General features: G+C 38.7%; 15 protein-coding genes. 8 read left to right on the top strand and 7 right to left on the bottom strand.

Annotated elements, in window-relative coordinates; genetic code table 11:
* Positions 1-25: 25 nt before the first annotated feature.
* Genes murB through J2T03_RS17915 form a run of 3 tightly spaced genes read right to left on the bottom strand, consistent with a single transcriptional unit; the run spans position 26 to position 2746 of the window.
* On the bottom strand, positions 26-1039 hold the full coding sequence (gene murB / locus J2T03_RS17925; protein ID WP_373426927.1) for a UDP-N-acetylmuramate dehydrogenase: 1014 nt from the start codon (positions 1037-1039) through the stop codon (positions 26-28).
* 2 nt (positions 1040-1041) lie between these two features.
* Positions 1042-1530 (bottom strand): hypothetical protein, encoded by a 489-nt coding sequence (locus J2T03_RS17920; RefSeq protein WP_307220689.1) that lies wholly within the window; start codon positions 1528-1530, stop codon positions 1042-1044.
* A 10-nt stretch (positions 1531-1540) separates the two neighbouring features.
* Positions 1541-2746 carry a pyridoxal phosphate-dependent aminotransferase gene (locus J2T03_RS17915; protein WP_307220686.1) on the bottom strand — a complete coding sequence of 402 codons (1206 nt, stop codon included), beginning with the start codon at positions 2744-2746 and terminating at the stop codon, positions 1541-1543.
* Between the two features lie 363 nt (positions 2747-3109).
* Between J2T03_RS17915 and J2T03_RS17910 the strand changes: the two genes are divergently transcribed.
* From J2T03_RS17910 to J2T03_RS17890, 5 genes are all read left to right on the top strand, one after another.
* Positions 3110-4906 carry a T9SS type A sorting domain-containing protein gene (locus J2T03_RS17910; RefSeq protein WP_307220685.1) on the top strand — a complete coding sequence of 599 codons (1797 nt, stop codon included), beginning with the start codon at positions 3110-3112 and terminating at the stop codon, positions 4904-4906.
* A 122-nt stretch (positions 4907-5028) separates the two neighbouring features.
* Positions 5029-5511 carry a DUF1801 domain-containing protein gene (locus J2T03_RS17905; protein WP_306844779.1) on the top strand — a complete coding sequence of 161 codons (483 nt, stop codon included), beginning with the start codon at positions 5029-5031 and terminating at the stop codon, positions 5509-5511.
* Positions 5512-5557: 46 nt separating this feature from the next.
* Positions 5558-6229 carry a YiiX/YebB-like N1pC/P60 family cysteine hydrolase gene (locus tag J2T03_RS17900; RefSeq protein WP_307220684.1) on the top strand — a complete coding sequence of 224 codons (672 nt, stop codon included), beginning with the start codon at positions 5558-5560 and terminating at the stop codon, positions 6227-6229.
* A gap of 248 nt (positions 6230-6477) precedes the next feature.
* The gene (locus J2T03_RS17895) at positions 6478-6789 is read left to right on the top strand and encodes an NIL domain-containing protein (RefSeq protein WP_306844775.1); all 312 of its coding nucleotides are present in this window, start codon (positions 6478-6480) and stop codon (positions 6787-6789) included.
* A gap of 207 nt (positions 6790-6996) precedes the next feature.
* The gene (locus J2T03_RS17890; protein ID WP_307220682.1) at positions 6997-7425 is read left to right on the top strand and encodes a hypothetical protein; all 429 of its coding nucleotides are present in this window, start codon (positions 6997-6999) and stop codon (positions 7423-7425) included.
* 78 nt (positions 7426-7503) lie between these two features.
* On the opposite strand, the gene murA is transcribed toward J2T03_RS17890, so the two are convergent.
* Both murA and J2T03_RS17880 read right to left on the bottom strand, forming a co-directional pair.
* Complete coding sequence (gene murA, locus J2T03_RS17885) at positions 7504-8811, bottom strand: UDP-N-acetylglucosamine 1-carboxyvinyltransferase (protein WP_306844771.1); 1308 nt, start codon at positions 8809-8811, stop codon at positions 7504-7506.
* Complete coding sequence (locus tag J2T03_RS17880) at positions 8811-9485, bottom strand: DUF4290 domain-containing protein (protein ID WP_306844769.1); 675 nt, start codon at positions 9483-9485, stop codon at positions 8811-8813. Before J2T03_RS17880 ends, murA begins: the two co-directional genes overlap by 1 nt.
* 188 nt (positions 9486-9673) lie before the next feature.
* On the opposite strand from J2T03_RS17880, the gene J2T03_RS17875 reads away from it, so the two are divergent.
* The gene (locus tag J2T03_RS17875; RefSeq protein ID WP_307220681.1) at positions 9674-11107 is read left to right on the top strand and encodes an alpha-amylase; all 1434 of its coding nucleotides are present in this window, start codon (positions 9674-9676) and stop codon (positions 11105-11107) included.
* Between the two features lie 103 nt (positions 11108-11210).
* On the opposite strand, the gene J2T03_RS17870 is transcribed toward J2T03_RS17875, so the two are convergent.
* Positions 11211-11624 carry a thiol-disulfide oxidoreductase DCC family protein gene (locus tag J2T03_RS17870; RefSeq protein ID WP_306844765.1) on the bottom strand — a complete coding sequence of 138 codons (414 nt, stop codon included), beginning with the start codon at positions 11622-11624 and terminating at the stop codon, positions 11211-11213.
* A gap of 10 nt (positions 11625-11634) precedes the next feature.
* Complete coding sequence (locus J2T03_RS17865; protein ID WP_306844763.1) at positions 11635-12096, bottom strand: heme-binding domain-containing protein; 462 nt, start codon at positions 12094-12096, stop codon at positions 11635-11637.
* A 531-nt stretch (positions 12097-12627) separates the two neighbouring features.
* Between J2T03_RS17865 and katG the strand changes: the two genes are divergently transcribed.
* Entirely contained in the window at positions 12628-14907 is a 2280-nt protein-coding gene (katG, locus tag J2T03_RS17860; RefSeq protein ID WP_307220680.1) for a catalase/peroxidase HPI, read from the top strand.
* Positions 14908-15040: 133 nt separating this feature from the next.
* Positions 15041-16273, top strand: coding sequence for a hypothetical protein (locus tag J2T03_RS17855; protein ID WP_307220678.1), 1233 nt, complete (start codon positions 15041-15043; stop codon positions 16271-16273).
* The last annotated feature ends 234 nt before the right edge of the window (positions 16274-16507 follow it).

Genomic DNA, 16507 nt, shown 5'->3' with positions numbered 1-16507 from the left:
AAACTTACATAATACCCAGTTGGATTTATATAATATTCACCTCTCTTTCCAGCTCTATCCCAAACTTTTCTTTTACAGAATGGATAATCTCAGTAGAAAAATCAAAAATCTCTTTTCCCGTAGCGTTTCCCGTAGCATTGACAATAACCAATGCCTGGAGTTTATGAGAGGCTGCATTTCCTATTTGTTTTCCCTTCCATCCGCATTGCTCGATCAGCCACCCTGCAGGTACTTTTACAACGTCTCCGTTCGGATATCCCGGAATATTTTCAAATTTTAGCTTTAAGTCTTCAAACTGGGTGAGAGGAATAGTTGGGTTTTTAAAAAAGCTTCCGGCATTCCCCGTTTCTTTAGGATCCGGAAGTTTGCTCTGTCTGATATTGATGACCGCTTTGGAAACATCCTGAATGGTAGGATGAGTGATGCCTAAATTTTCCAGCTCTGCTTTTATTGCTCCATATTCTGTTTTAATGTGGTGATTCTTCTTTGTTAGTTTAAAACTGACTTCCAGAATTACATACCTTCCTTTTCCTTCCTGCTTGAAAACAGAATCCCTATAGCCGAAACGACATTCTTCAATATTAAAAGTTTTAAGCTCAAGATTTTCAAGATCTAAAACAGTACAGCTGACAAAAACATCTTTTATTTCCGTTCCGTAAGCTCCAATATTCTGCATTGGTGAAGTTCCTACATTTCCCGGGATTAATGAGAGGTTTTCCAGTCCGCCATAATTTTTTTCAAGGCTGTACATCACAAATTCATGCCAGTTTTCTCCGGCTTTTGCCGTTACAAGAACTTCATCTTCATTAAGGTCTTTTTCAGAAATTCCCTTTAAGCTGAGCTTAATGGCAAGACCATCAAAATCTTTGGTCATCAGGATATTGCTTCCACCGCCTAGAAATAAAATCTGAAGATGATGATTTTTGGAATATTTGACCGCATCCCTGAGCTGTTCAAGCGTCTGGACTTCAGTGAAGTATTTTGATTTGGCATCAACACCAAATGTATTGTAAGGCTTTAAGGAAAAATTTTCTTGCATGTTTATTGGTATTCTGTGGGAAGAATGAGCTTGAGTTGTTCTTTAAACTGTTTCAGCTGTCTGTAATGCAGTGTGTCTGCATAAGAATTGACATAAATGTGTGACTTTCTTGGAGTCCTGATCTGAAAAGTTTCGTCAATGCCGTCTACAGACTGTTGGCTTGGAGAACTTTGTATCACATCCAGATCTTTAATGTTAATCGGGGAGATTAGATTGTTCCAGGTTTGTATACTAATGGATGAATCCCATTCTTTATGAGTTTTGCGGGTTGTAGTGCCCTGTTCTGCGTGTATGGAATCTTTTGTGACTTTGATGATCTTATAATCTCCCTGGTCACCACCGATATTGGATAAACTGATGAAAGTTATTTCATTCGGGTTTTTATGACTGGCAGAAGTTTGTTCTTTCTTTTTGTCACAGGAAAAAGATGCCGGCAGCAAAAACAGTGAAAACAGGAGTTTCAGATGGGTATTTTTTATTGCCGGCATCATAGATTATATTTTAGAGACTGAATTCTTCTCTGTATTTTTTCAAAGCTTCTTTAAGGATCTCTGCGCTTCTCTTAAGATCTTCTTCTTTTAAAACGTAAGCAATTCTCACCTGCTTTTTCCCCAATTCAGGATCACTGTAGAAGCCTCCTGCAGGAGCTACCATAATCGTTTCCTTATTAAGGGAATATTTTTCTAAAAGCCACTGTGCAAATTTTTCAGTATCATCTACCGGAAGCTCTGCTACACAGTAGAAAGCGCCTCTTGGCTTAGGACAGATAACTCCGGGAATCGCATTAAGAAGGTCTACCAGGATATTTCTTCTGTGTGTGTATTCTTCTCTTACCGCTCTGATGTATGCGCCGTCGTTCTGGTGTGCTGCTGTTGCTGCAATCTGTCCCAAAAGAACAGGACTCAGTCTTGCCTGCGCAAAAAGCATCGCCGCATCATGGATCTTTTTAGAACGTGTAACCATGCACCCGATTCTTACCCCGCACATAGAATAACGCTTGGATTCTGAATCAATAATAATGCAGTTGTCGCTCAGTTCAGGGAAATCCAGCATTGAGATCTGCTGTTTTCCGTCATACACATATTCTCTGTAGACTTCGTCGGAGATAACAACGATGTCATATTTCAAAGCAATTTCTGCCAGCTTCTGAAGCTCTTCACGGGTATAGAGATATCCCGTAGGGTTACCTGGGTTACAGATAACAATTGCTCTTGTTTTTTCTGTGATTTTTTTCTCAAATTCTTCGATTGGTGGAAGGGCAAAACCTGTATCAATAGTTGAAGGAACTGCTACAACATTAACGTTGAATGTGCTGGTAAATCCATTATAATTGGCGTAATAAGGCTCAGGAATGATTACTTCGTCGCCATCATCACATAAAGTGGAGATTGCGAAGTTTAATGCTTCAGATCCCCCGTTCGTCACAATGAAATTATCAGGGGTCAGATCTGAAAAACCTAAGGTGTGATAATACTCTGTAAGGGCTTTTCTGTACTCTATATTACCTTCAGAAAGCGCATATTCCAATACTTTAAGATCAATATTCTTTAAAGCATTTAAAGCTGTTTCCGGTGTTTCAATATCAGGCTGCCCGATGTTGAGGTGATATACTTTTATTCCCTGCTGTTTTGCTTTTGAAGCATAAGGAACCAGTTTTCTTACCGGCGATGGCGGCATATGCTGTGCTCTGTTTGAAATATTTGGCATTGTTCAAAAAATTTGTATGGCAAAAATAAGATTTAATTTCTCAATAATAAAATAACCTGTCACCCATTTTGAGAGCTTTTTAATTGTTTTGAAAATCAGTGAATTGAAAATTGATTGGGCTTGATATTGGCCGGCGATTTTTTAAAGATATTGATAGTTTGAAATTGATTACATGTCAAAATGGATGAAATTGTTAAAATAATATATTAAAATGCGAATAAAACATTTGGTCATAAAATAATGTTTTTATATAATTTGAAATATATATATATTAAAAATATAGGCTAATCTTTAATTATTTTATAAAAATTATGATATTGTATTGGTTTTATTGTTAAATTTAGGCGATAATAAAAAATAATTATGAAAACAAATTTACCACTTCGAGTTCTACCTGTTATGACTCTTTTTGCGGCAACAATGATGAATGCCCAAAACTTTCAAACCATGCCTGTCCAGTCCGGATATACGGCAGATGTCATTGCCAATGGCGTGGGTTCTGCAATGGTATCCACTACAGAAGATGTTGACGGGGTATCTTTTGCATTTGTAGCAAGGGATTTTCAACTTACATCCAGCAGTACGCCAATTACTTATGGACTTCCGGCTAACGGAATCATAAATTCTGTAGTAAGCTCTACTCCCGGGCTGAGTTTTAAACTGGGAGATCTGTCCGGAAACAATTCTTTGAAGATTTCAAGCAATGCTGCCGGCAGTAACAGCGGAACACTTTCATTTGTAACTCCTGTTTCCGCTTTTAAAGTATATATGCTTTCTACCAGCGGAAGTGGAACATGTACAGCCAATGTAACAGTCAATTTTACTGATAATACTTCCCAAACATTTTCAGGGGTAGCAATCTCCGATTGGTATGACGGATCAAATTATGCCATCCAGGGAATAGGAAGAATCAACAGGAGCAATAATGTTTTGGAGCCGAATTCTTTTAACCCCAGATTGTATCAGTCTGCCTTAACCATCGATGCTGCCAATCAAACCAAACCTATTCAAAGTGTTACAGTAACGAAAGTAAGCGGTACAGGGATCGCGAATGTTTTTGCTTTCTCTGCCGATGCCTATACAGATTGTGTGGCACCAACACTTCAGCCTGTAGGTACGCTTACTTCAAATTCCGCTCATGTTTCATGGACGATACCGGCCAGTGTTCAGGCGGTAAGCTATGATATTTATTACAGCACCAGCAATACAGCACCTACAGCTGCAACAGTCCCTAATCATCCTGGAGTTACAGGAACTTCTTTTACGATTCCTTCTTTATCACCAAGTACGGTCTATTATTATTGGGTAAGAAGCAATTGCAGCACGGCAACGTCTCAGAGCGGCTGGTCGTTACCAGGAACATTTACCACTTTGTGTGGTGCGGTGGTTCCTTCCTATACGAATGATTTCAGCACCTTCCCGGGAACATGCTGGGCCGGCGGGATTTCCGGCGGTACTCCTGCTACAGGTCCTACAGGAACTACTTCTTATTGGGAATCAGGTGGATTCTTAGGTACCGGTTCTGGAGGATCAGCGACCATCAATTTATACAGTACAGGGAGAACAGGCTGGCTAAAGACAGTACCTTTTAATCTTTCCGCGGGAACCTATAAAGTAAAATTTGATTATGGTGTTACAGAATATCTGAGTACTACTTCTTCACCGATGGGATCTGATGATTCTGTTCAGCTTTTGGTGTCCAATGATGGTGGAACGACATGGACTGTTCTGGAGACCTGGAATGAGGCTAATGCACCTACCAACACATCAACTCAGTATGCTTACAGCTTAACAGGATATAACAGTGCCAATACCGTATTTGCGTTTTACGGAACAGACGGAACAGTGAACGATGCCCCTGACTATAATTTTTATATTGATAATTTTACTGTTGAAAGTGCACAGCTGAGTACTTCAGAAGTAAAAGAGAGTATTAAGAAAGTAGCGGTTCATCCAAATCCGTTTAAAGACATTCTTTATATTTCGGATAAAAGAGAAGTAAAATCTGTAACGGTAGGGGATTCTTCCGGAAGAACTGTAAAAACAATTGCAGAAACTGTAAAAGAGCTTGATCTAAGTACACTGAATGCGGGTCTGTATTTTGTTACGATCTACTTCAAAGACGGTTCACAATCTACGGTGAAGGCTGTCAAAAAATAATTTTTTTAATGTCAATAAGGTTGAGCGGCAGTGCATTGATGTACTGCCGTTTTTTGTGGATTAAATTTTCGGTATGGTATTTATAATTTTTGTTATTTTGGAGAAATTAAAACTTACTGAAAATGCAAATTCCAGCGGATTCTATACCCGATTATATCTCAAAAATTCCTGAAGAAAGACAGGAAGTATTCAAAAAGCTATTTGATACCATAAACGATAGCCTGCCAAAAGGCTTCCGGGAAAATATCAGCTACGGCATGGTTGGCTGGGGTGTTCCACTCGAAACCTATCCTGCCGGCTACCATTGTGCACCGGGTACTCCATTGCCGTTTATGGCCCTGGCTTCCCAGAAAAATTTTATCGCATTCTATCATATGGGAATTTATGCAGATCCTGAATTATTAAACTGGTTCGTAGCTGAATATCCCAAATACTCAAAGAGAAAGCTCGATATGGGGAAATCCTGTGTAAGGTTCAAAAAAATGGATGATATTCCTTTTGAACTCATTGCTGAGGTCAGTAAAAAAATGACAGTTGAAGACTGGATCAATACCTATGAAACACAGTTTAAAAAAAGTAAGGAATCTGTTTCAAAAGGAAAATAGACTTAATAATAATTGTAGCTCCTGATTGTATTAGGATAAAAATACTATGTTTAAACTTAAAAAAGATTTGTTTCAAAAAGTTCCTGAAACGCTGGCCTGTGCTATTTTCCTCGTTGTTATTTTGTTATTGCAGCAATGTACCTCTCAGGCTAAATCCGGGAAGCTGATGAACGGAGATCTGCTTTTTGTCACCGCAAAAGATACCGGACTTTCAGGAGCCATCAATAATGTTACTCAAAAGCAGAAAGAGGCCTCATTTGATCATATTGGGATTGTAGAGAAAGAAAATAATCACTGGTATGTTTTGCATGCAGCTCCCAAAGGAGGTTCTCAAAAACAGGACATGACATCTTTTCTTAAAGATCAGGCTGATGATGGTCAGAAAGTAATGATTTACCGTCTTAAACCGGAATATCAGCAATCTATTCCGGCTGCTCTTAAAAAAGCAGAATCCATGATAGGGAAGCCTTATAATTTCAATTATATTCTGGACGACAATTCTTATTACTGCTCAGATTATATTGAAAGAGCATTCAGGGATAATCATATATTCAAACTGGAACCTATGACATTCATTGATCCCCAAACCGGTAAAACCAATGAATTTTGGACAGAATTTTACAAAAAGAAAAATCTGGATGTTCCTGAAGGCCAACCGGGGTGTAATCCCAATGGGCTGGCTGCTTCAGAAAAATTGGAAAGAATAGGAGAATTATAAATAACGCTTAAGGAGTAACTTTACCCTTGAAGATGTAATGATCTTTAGGGCGATTTTTTGTTTACAAATCTGGCCCAAAAGGTTGATATGATAATTCTTCAATATTAAACTAAGAAAAAAATTTAGTTAAAATTTAAAATTATTAGTCCACTAATTTGGTGGACTAATAATTTTTTATACTTTTGTCAAAGATTTAACGCAAAAGCAACCATGATCTAGAAAATGTTTAACCAAAAAATTGTTTAGTGATGATTACACCTAATCCTACGTTGCAGGTATTACCCAACAAAATAGGCCTGCCTAAAAAAGAATTGATACTGGAAATAGAACTAAATGGCAAAATGAAATTTGAGCATTTAATGAACACTATCTATAACCAGTTCGGAATCTGCCACAGGGTGCTCTCTGCTAATGTAGAATATGTCAACGGAAACAGTTTTGGTTCAGTACAATTATATATTAACGTTAATTCAGAAGATTACCAGCAGCTGGAATTTTATCTGAATAAAAATAAACTTTTAAGTACCACGGTGGAATATAACTGCCGTAAGTATTTTTAAGGGAGATTCATATAGTTTTAATTACAAGAAAGTATCCGGTTTATCGGGTGCTTTTTTTGTTATAACCGTTTACCATGGACAGGACTAACTTCTATTTCTGATCATTAAGATGTAATAAACCGCGAAGGATATTAAAAACAACCTCTTCAATGCCTTACAAAATCCAAATGATCGATCTTAATTAATTTTATCCATAAATTCTTCTTAATGTCTTCTGGAAAAGTATGGGATCCTGATTGGCGGATGTGTCATTTTCTCAGGATTGATGCTGTATCTTTATTTAACCTGGATGAAATACGGGATAGATTCGGAAATCCCTACTGTTTATCCGGAGCAGCAGAGAACGAACAGCTGAAATTCCATAATCCTCCTCAGATGACCCTGCAGGTTTTTGAGGCCTTGCTTCCTTTTGCTATGGCCATGGGAGTGGATCAGATCTGGGGAGAGAAATTTGATGAACTCCTGAAAAGAACAGCCACGGAATATCATAATACCTGGTATTACGGAGGTGTAATGAATCATTACGCTTGTGCCAATACTTTAAACTCAAGTCTTACGCAGTCCATACAGTCTGCATCTACCAAGTCATTCAGCTCCAGCAGCGGTTCCGGTGGCGGTGGCGGAGGTGTCTGGTAGCCATCAAAGCTTATAAAAAAATAAAAGCGTTCAAAAATTAATTTGAACGCTTTTTTATTGGATTAGAATAATATATTTCTAAATTCTTTCTATGTCAGCACCAATGGCTTTCAGCCTTCCGTCAATATTCTCGTAACCTCTGTCGATTTGCTCGATATTGTGGATGATGGATTTTCCTTCTGCAGAAAGGGCTGCGATAAGAAGGGCATTTCCCGCTCTGATATCCGGGGAAACCATTGTAGTTCCTCTCAACGGAGCTTCCTGGTTCAGCCCGATTACCGTAGCTCTGTGCGGATCACATAAAATGATCTGCGCACCCATATCGATCAGTTTATCCACAAAGAATAATCTGGATTCAAACATTTTCTGGTGAACCAAAAGACTTCCTTTTGCCTGAGTGGCTACCACCAGGATAATTGATAATAAATCCGGTGTAAATCCAGGCCACGGAGCATCTGAGATGGTAAGAATAGATCCGTCGATAAATTTCTGGATCTTATAGTTTTCCTGGGCAGGAATGAATATATCGTCATTGCTCTGCTCAAGCTCGATTCCTAATTTTCTGAAAGTGTTAGGGATAACGCCAAGCTGGCTCCAGTTCACATTTTTAATAGTGATCTCGGATTTAGTCATGGCAGCAAGACCTATCCATGATCCGATCTCTACCATATCCGGAAGCATCGTGTGTTCCGTACCGTGAAGATGTTCTACTCCTTCAATCGTTACCAGGTTGGACCCGATTCCGGAAATATTTGCACCCATTCTGTTCAGCATTTTGCATAGTTGCTGAAGATAAGGTTCGCAGGCGGCATTATAAATTCTTGTTTTTCCTTTGGCAAGAGCTGCAGCCATTACAATATTCGCAGTTCCGGTTACAGAAGCCTCTTCCAGAAGAATAAACTTCCCTCTGAGTTCCTTAGCTTTTAAAGAATAAAAATATTCATCCTCGTCATAATTAAATTCAGCACCGAGTTCCACAAGTCCCTGGAAATGAGTATCTAGTCTTCTTCTTCCTATCTTGTCACCTCCCGGAGTCGGCATATAGGCTTCACCGTAACGGGCAAGCATTGGCCCCATCAGCATAATAGAACCCCTTAGTTTGGCTCCGTCTTTTTTAAATTCATCAGACTTGATATAATCGAAATTGACTTTATCAGCTTTAAATGTAAAATCGCCCTGGCCATTCTTGGTTACTTTAACCCCGAAATCACCAAGAATTTCAATCAATCTGTTTACATCATGAATGTCCGGAATATTTTTAATTCTTACCTCCTCATCTGTTAACAGGACAGCACATAAAATTTGTAGGGCTTCATTTTTTGCCCCTTGTGGAGTGATTTCACCATGCAGTCTTTTCCCTCCTCTTATCTGAAATGTTCCACTCATTACTTTCTGTTTTTATGGTTGTTGTTATGCCTTCTCTTACTGGTCTGGTTTTTATTATTGTTGTTATTACTGTTGCTGCTTCTGCCGCTGTTACTGTTGTTTCTGCTGTTGTTGTTATTGCTGGTATAGTAGATTTTGCTCTTTTCAAGCGATTCTATTCCGGTAAGATCCAGCCTGTTTTCAGAAAGCTCTTTCAGGTGACGGAAAATAACGTCATCGGTTACATGTTCCTTATTATATACATTATAAGACTTCTTCATGTTATTGGCAATCACCTCGATTAGTGCTTCTTTTTCATCACCCGGTTCCAATTCGATAGCTTTTTCTATCAGCTGAAGAATACTTTTTCCGTAAAATTTAAAATCTCCCTGAAGCTTAGGGTATTCCATTCTTTTAGGTTTTTCAGCTAGCTGTTCTCTGGTAGGAAAAGGGTATGGTGATTCCACATCAAGATCATATTCTGCTAAAATGAAAAGATGATCCCAAAGTTTATGTTTATAATTTTCTTCGTCACGGAGCTGAGGGTTTCTCTGACCCATAAAATCGATAATGGCCATAGCCATTTCACTCCTTTCCTCTTTGGTAGGGAGCTCTTTGCAGCGTTCAACCAGCTGCTGTATAATTCTGCCGTATTCCGGCATATGAAGCTGAGTTTTTTGGGTGTTATATTCCATAGTATGCAAATATATGGATTAAAAGAAAAATTGTTTTGAAATTATTAAAAGTTTATGATTTTTTAATGAAATTTTTATATACTCATTAGTAGAAATCTTTTAGTGAAAATGAAAATATTTTACATTTTATAGACTTTGTTTCAAGAAAATTGTAATTTAGTTAATAGATTAACAATTAAAATACACGTATGAAAAAAACACATTTCTTAGTTTCGATGCTGGCTTTAGCATTTTTCAGTTCCTGCCGGAGCGGTGATGAAAACGATAATGAAAATCTCAGGGATCAGGAAGTCCATGCCAAAACCGTAAATGTTACGAATCATGATGGGCGGCCTTTTAGCACCGGAAACGGATCTGCAGTTGGGAAATTTGTATCCGGTCCAGGAGGCGGAGTTCTCATGCAGGGCTTTTATTGGGACGTTCCTGAAGGTGGAAACTGGTGGACTACTGTAAAAGACAAGCTGACAGCCTGGTCAGACTCAGGTATCAGTGCAGTTTGGCTTCCTCCCGCCTCAAAAGCTCAAAACGGAGCTTATTCTATGGGGTATGATCCTACAGATTATTATGATTTTGGGAATTTTAATCAGAACGGAAGTGTGGAAACCCGCTTTGGATCCCGGACTGAACTGGAAGCATTGATTACAAAAGCCCACGCTGAAAACATGCAGGTCTATGCAGATATTGTCATCAATCACAATAGTGGTGGACAGTCCCAGGCGAATCCTTTTACCGGAACAAATACATGGACTGATTTTTCAGGAATCGCATCCGGAAAATTCCAGCGAAGTTATAACGACTTTTACAAAAATTCTTACGGAAATAATGATGAAGGTGCTTTCGGAGGCTTTCCGGATCTGTGTCATGCTAATCCTTATGTGCAGGACTGGCTTTGGGGAAGGGATGATTCTGTCGGGAAATATTATAAAAATGTTATGAAATTTGACGGCTGGAGATTTGATTATGTCAAAGGTTTCGGGCCTTGGGTTGTCAATAGCTGGAATTCTAATGTAGGTGGATTTTCCATTGGAGAGCTGTGGGATTCCAATGTGAATACCCTGGAATGGTGGGCCAATAATGCCAATAGCTCTGTATTCGATTTTGCAGCCTATTATAAAATGGATGAAGCTTTCGATAATGGGAATTTAAATGTTCTTAATGACGATATGATGTGGAAAAGAAACCCATATAAAGCAGTGACTTTCGTAGCCAATCATGACACCGATATCATTAACAACAAAATGCCGGCCTACGCCTATATTCTTACTCATGAAGGCTATCCTACCATTTTTTACCGTGATTACGAAGAATGGCTAAACAAAGAAAGGTTGAATAATCTGATCTGGATCCACAATAATAAAGCTACAGGAACAACTTCCATACTCTATACCGATAATGATGAGTATATTGCAAGACGTAACGGCTATAACGGAAATCCGGGACTGGTTGTCTATATCAATAATTCTTCGAGCTGGCAGGAAAGATGGGTAGAAACCAACTGGAGCAGTCAGCAGATAAAAGATTTCACAGGTAACTCTGGCTGGTATCCAACGACACAGGGTGATAAATGGGTGAAAATTCAGGCACCACCAAACAGTTATTCAATATGGTCATTGAACCAGTAAAAATTTAAGAAAAGCAAGGATGAATTTCATCTTTGCTTTTTTTATTTATATTTTGAAAAATATTGATTAATAGAAACGGACCAGCCTGCAGTGATTTAACCAATTAGATCTCGATAAATTTCTTCTTTTGCTCACGATCCGGAAGAAAACATTTCTGGTTGGCCATTTTCATTCTGTTTCTCGAAATAAAATCATACACCTGATCACTCAAAAATGCAGGCAATACTTTTCCGGCAGCTGATAATCTGTACACTCCGCCCAATATATTGGCGATCTGCAGCACAGCCCGTGATTTGGTAAAGTAATATTCTCCGGGTTTCCAGAGGTATAGCGTATTGAATACTTTAGTTTCCAGACCTCTTTCAGATAAAAATTTCTGTCCGAAACCGGACTGCAGGGATGCAAACATAAATCTGTCATTTTTATCCCGTTCAAGGATCCACTGCACCCAAAAATTACAGAAACCACAGTCGCCGTCAAAAAACACAATATGTTTATCTTCCCATTTCTCCTTCATAATGTTGATCTTAAAATAATATTTTCCTTTCGGTATCTTCTTGCACTTTTTTGAAATATTTTATCAGTTCTTTGCGCTGTTCAGCCGTTAGCTTGGCATCCTGATGTCCTACATAATAAGATTCCAGAGGCATTTCTTCTTTTTCTGTCATTTCTATACATTCTTTCAGTTTATCGGCCTGTCTCCTAGGTTCATATACTGCGAAAGTAGAGAAATTGAGATGCTTTCTGCCTTCCTCTATATGATTTTTAACAAACCATGAAGCCGGTGAAATGCTTGCATACCATGGATATTCAGTTTCATTGGAATGGCAGTCATAGCAGGAGGCTCTGATGATTTTTGCAATAGGTTCCGGCGTATTTTTGATTTTCAGAAAATCCATTCCCGGAGTAGGTGGCGGATTGGTTTTATCGATTGGAAAAAACTGAATGATGATAAATGCTACGAGAAGGACAACCACTATTTTTTTCATATCGAATTCTTGTTTACATTATAAAAATAATGAAATTTTAGCTAAGATCCCATCTTTATACTCATATTCTTCTATCCTGCAACTTTCACTGTTTCTATGGAATGTGTTATTGCGATAACTCAGGAACTTGAATAATAATTAATATTCATATCGTAGTAAGTAAAATCTCAGGTTCCTTCTACATTTTTATGTATTATTTTGTCTGGTTCTTCTGTGGAAAAAGGTCTGTTGTAGAATCTCTGTTGCCATAATGTAATTGTCTATTGATGGTATCTATGAACTAGGATGAGTTTCATTGAATCATTCTAAATATAGTAATTATCTCCATACTTTAAACAAGGGTTCTTAAAATTTACTAACTTAATGCAACAATTGTGTTTTAGTTTTGATGTTGCCAGGAATATTTTCCCATAGTTTTTAACTATCATAAGAATAAAAATTAATAGATTGTATTTATAAATAAAGCTTTGTAGATTTGTCATGTCTTTAAGAATAAACTGTATTAATCAACATAAAAAATATTAAACGACAATGGAAAATGATTTAAATGACATCAGTAAATGCCCGTTTCACAACGGAACAATGAAAAAAGAAGCTGTAGCAGGCGGAGGAACCAAAAATCTTGATTGGTGGCCTGACCAGCTTAGGGTAGATATTCTGCGCCAGCATTCATCTCTTTCAGATCCTATGGATAAAGACTTTGATTATGCTGAAGCATTTAAAAGCCTCGACCTCGAAGCTGTAAAAAGAGACCTCCATGCACTGATGACAGATTCTCAGGACTGGTGGCCGGCCGATTTCGGACATTATGGTCCCCTGTTCATTCGTATGGCGTGGCATAGTGCAGGTACATACCGTGTTGGTGACGGAAGAGGAGGAGCCGGGTCAGGACAGCAGCGTTTTGCCCCTCTGAACAGCTGGCCGGATAATGTAAGTTTAGACAAAGCCAGAAGATTATTATGGCCAATCAAGCAGAAGTATGGAAATAAAATCTCATGGGCAGATCTTTTGATTCTTACCGGAAACATTGCTCTGGAATCTATGGGCTTTAAAACATTCGGTTTTGCAGGAGGGCGTGAGGATGTCTGGGAACCGGATATGGATATCTATTGGGGATCGGAAAAAACATGGCTGGGCGGCGATTTGCGTTATGCCCATGGTTCAGAAGGTGTAGGGGAAAAACACGGTGTACTTCCTACCGATGATAATGCAGATGGTGATATTCACTCCAGGAACCTTGAAAAACCGCTTGCAGCTGTACAGATGGGACTTATTTATGTAAATCCTGAAGGACCGGACGGAAATCCTGATCCTATCGCTGCAGCTAAAGATATCCGGGATACTTTCGGACGTATGGCAATGAATGATGAAGAAACGGTAGCTTTAATTGCCGGCGGACATACCTTTGGGAAAACACATGGTGCCGGACCTGCCGATAACGTTGGAAAAGAGCCGGAAGCCGCCGGAATTGAACTTCAGGGATTAGGGTGGAGTAGCACTTATAAATCAGGAAAAGGGGCAGATGCCATTTCCAGTGGGCTGGAAGTTACCTGGACGGAAACACCAACTGAGTGGAGCAATTATTTCTTTAAGAATTTATTTGAAAATGAATGGGAATTGACAAAAAGCCCTGCCGGAGCTCACCAATGGGTGGCTAAAAACGGAGCGGAGATTATTCCGGATGCTTTTGATCCGGCAAAAAAACACAGACCTACGATGCTTACGACAGATCTTTCCTTAAGATTGGATCCTGTCTACGAAAAGATATCAAGACACTTTTATGAAAATCCGGATGCATTTGCAGATGCTTTCTCCAGAGCATGGTTTAAGCTTACCCACAGGGATATGGGGCCTAAGGCAAGATATCTGGGACCGGATGTACCTCAGGAAGAACTGATCTGGCAGGATCCCATTCCTGAAGTTAATCATGGATTGGTAAACGATACAGATATTGATGCTTTAAAAGAGAAAATGTTGAATTCCGGATTAAGCGTTTCGGAATTGGTAGCAACTGCCTGGGCTTCTGCCTCTACATTCAGAGGAAGTGATAAGCGTGGGGGAGCTAACGGTGCAAGAATCAGGCTGGCTCCTCAAAAAGACTGGGAGGTAAACAATCCTGCCCAGCTTCAGAAAGTTTTAGGAATTTTAGAAAACATTCAAAAAGAGTTCAACGAAAATCAAATTGATGGTAAAAAAGTATCATTGGCAGATGTAATTGTTCTTGCTGGAAGTGCAGGCGTTGAAAAAGCCGCAAAAGATTCAGGGCATGATGTCAAAATTCCTTTCGCACCTGGGAGAATGGATGCTTCACAGGAACAGACCGATGTAGAATCTATGGGTTATCTGGAGCCTGCAGCAGACGGCTTCCGTAATTATCTGAAAAGAAAGTTCAGTGTATCTACAGAATCTTTATTGATTGACAAGGCACAGCTTTTAAACCTAACAGCTCCCGAACTTACAGTTCTTATAGGCGGAATGCGCGTATTGGATACGAATTTTGACGGATCAAAACACGGTGTGTTTACCAACCGTCCAGGGGTACTTACCAACGACTTCTTTGTTAATCTTCTCGATATGGGAACGCAATGGAAAGCAATTTCTGAAGATAATGAGTTATATATGGGGACTGACCGGTCAACAGGACAGCCAAAATGGACTGCTACCCGTGCTGATCTTGTATTCGGATCCAATTCCGAACTGAGAGCGGTTGCAGAAGTATATGCCAGTTCCGATGCTCAGAGAAAGTTTGTAAATGATTTTGCTTCTGCCTGGATTAAAGTGATGAATTCTGACAGATTTGATTTAAAATAATCAAACTTAACATAATATTGTGAAGGTGACTGCAAAAGTCACCTTTTTTTATTGATTATTATTTAAAATTAATTATAAATGATTAAAATATTCAAATTAATTATATATTTGTTGAAAAACAAACAAATATTATATGTTAAGAAAATTATTTCCTGCCCTGTTATTGCTAGGTTCTTTCAGTTTCGCTCAAGTCGGGGTTAATACAGAGCTTCCCAATGCTACACTGGACATAGCTGGAAACCCGGCTGATACTTCAAAATACGACGGAATTATTGCGCCGAGAATCACAGGAGATCAGCTCAATCTGAAAAATTACACTCCTTTACAAACAGGAGCATTGGTGTATGTTACGGCCGCCGGAGTTTTAACTGGACAGACTGCTGACGTAAATTCTGTAGGCTATTATTACTTTAATGGGGATCTGAATAAATGGGTAAAGCTTAATTCCGGAATTTCCACATCACCATGGAATGTACAGAATACATCTTCTGCTGCGACTTCTCATATCCAAAATATTTATCAAAATGGAAAGGTAGGGATTGGATTTGCTGCTACTGATACTGTGTCTGACAGACAATTTGAAGTGAAAGGTGATATGAAAGCTCAGTATGGAGCTGGAAGCAATTACTTTGGAATAGATACAAATCTTTTTGGGGTGGGCAATGGGTTATACTATTCAGATAACAGTGATTTGGCCGCTGCTACCAGTACAAGTGTAGTGATAACGAGACCGGGAATAAGCAGTTTACAATCTAATAATGGATTGGGTGGAGGAAGTATTGCTGCTTTTTCAGAGTCTAGTGGTGGCTCTTTTGGTTTAGTTTCCAATAATCTTGATCAAAGTGTCAATGCTTCTATATGGGGGATAAGTAATGGAAGTATCAATAATCTTACCCTGAGCCATAATGGAGTTGGGACAGGATCAACAGATATTACCATTGAAAAGCTTAAAGGGGTTACCTTTTCTTATAAAGATGTTTCTGGTGCCTCTCAGGGAAATTATACTTTTCCAAGAACAAGTGGTCAGGCCAGTCAGGTTTTAGCGACAGACGGGGCTGGAACGTTATTCTGGAGAGATGGCTCATCTTTAAATGCAAAAATAAGAACAATGTCTTCAGGGCCTGTTGCAGCAGATGATTACACCATCCTTGTTACAGGAAATATTTCACTTCCGGCTGCAACTGCAGCCAATCAAGGAAAAGTTTATAATCTGGTCAATGATACAGCTGGAAATGTTACTGTTAATGGAAATTTTAGGATTAACGGAGGCAATTTTACCAATTATGGTTTGAATAACAGTGATTGGGGAAGAGCAATTGTGGTGCAAAGTACCGGCTCAGCCTGGGTGGTGATTTCGAGATATTAAAATCTTTATTAACCTAATCTATTCTAAAGAATGGATTTTCCCATTGAAAGACAAAAGCCTTTAAAACTATTATTTTAAAGGCTTTTTTGTGGACCCTCAGTTGGTATCCATTATTTTTATTAATTTTTCACAAATCATTTTTAAAATAGTAATATTATATTTTAACACGACATATTCTGTCGCTTCGTATCAGTAGATTTGTATTAATAAAGGTTAAAGTCATAATATAGATGT

This window comes from Chryseobacterium lathyri (assembly GCF_030812195.1).
Lineage (GTDB): Bacteria > Bacteroidota > Bacteroidia > Flavobacteriales > Weeksellaceae > Chryseobacterium > Chryseobacterium lathyri_A.
Note: the sequence above shows the minus strand (reverse complement) of the source record. Positions and strands in the feature narration are given on the sequence as shown.

Bases quoted from the DNA above. Each gene is read 5' to 3' on its own strand.
- katG (WP_307220680.1), top strand. From the start codon at position 12,628: ATGGAAAATGATTTAAATGACATCAGTAAATGCCCGTTTCACAACGGA.
- J2T03_RS17915 (WP_307220686.1), bottom strand. From the start codon at position 2,746: ATGCCAAATATTTCAAACAGAGCACAGCATATGCCGCCATCGCCGGTA.
- J2T03_RS17910 (WP_307220685.1), top strand. From the start codon at position 3,110: ATGAAAACAAATTTACCACTTCGAGTTCTACCTGTTATGACTCTTTTT.
- J2T03_RS17870 (WP_306844765.1), bottom strand. From the start codon at position 11,624: ATGAAGGAGAAATGGGAAGATAAACATATTGTGTTTTTTGACGGCGAC.
- J2T03_RS17880 (WP_306844769.1), bottom strand. From the start codon at position 9,485: ATGGAATATAACACCCAAAAAACTCAGCTTCATATGCCGGAATACGGC.
- J2T03_RS17865 (WP_306844763.1), bottom strand. From the start codon at position 12,096: ATGAAAAAAATAGTGGTTGTCCTTCTCGTAGCATTTATCATCATTCAG.
- murB (WP_373426927.1), bottom strand. From the start codon at position 1,039: ATGCAAGAAAATTTTTCCTTAAAGCCTTACAATACATTTGGTGTTGAT.
- J2T03_RS17920 (WP_307220689.1), bottom strand. From the start codon at position 1,530: ATGATGCCGGCAATAAAAAATACCCATCTGAAACTCCTGTTTTCACTG.
- murA (WP_306844771.1), bottom strand. From the start codon at position 8,811: ATGAGTGGAACATTTCAGATAAGAGGAGGGAAAAGACTGCATGGTGAA.
- J2T03_RS17875 (WP_307220681.1), top strand. From the start codon at position 9,674: ATGAAAAAAACACATTTCTTAGTTTCGATGCTGGCTTTAGCATTTTTC.
- J2T03_RS17900 (WP_307220684.1), top strand. From the start codon at position 5,558: ATGTTTAAACTTAAAAAAGATTTGTTTCAAAAAGTTCCTGAAACGCTG.
- J2T03_RS17905 (WP_306844779.1), top strand. From the start codon at position 5,029: ATGCAAATTCCAGCGGATTCTATACCCGATTATATCTCAAAAATTCCT.
- J2T03_RS17855 (WP_307220678.1), top strand. From the start codon at position 15,041: ATGTTAAGAAAATTATTTCCTGCCCTGTTATTGCTAGGTTCTTTCAGT.
- J2T03_RS17895 (WP_306844775.1), top strand. From the start codon at position 6,478: ATGATTACACCTAATCCTACGTTGCAGGTATTACCCAACAAAATAGGC.
- J2T03_RS17890 (WP_307220682.1), top strand. From the start codon at position 6,997: ATGTCTTCTGGAAAAGTATGGGATCCTGATTGGCGGATGTGTCATTTT.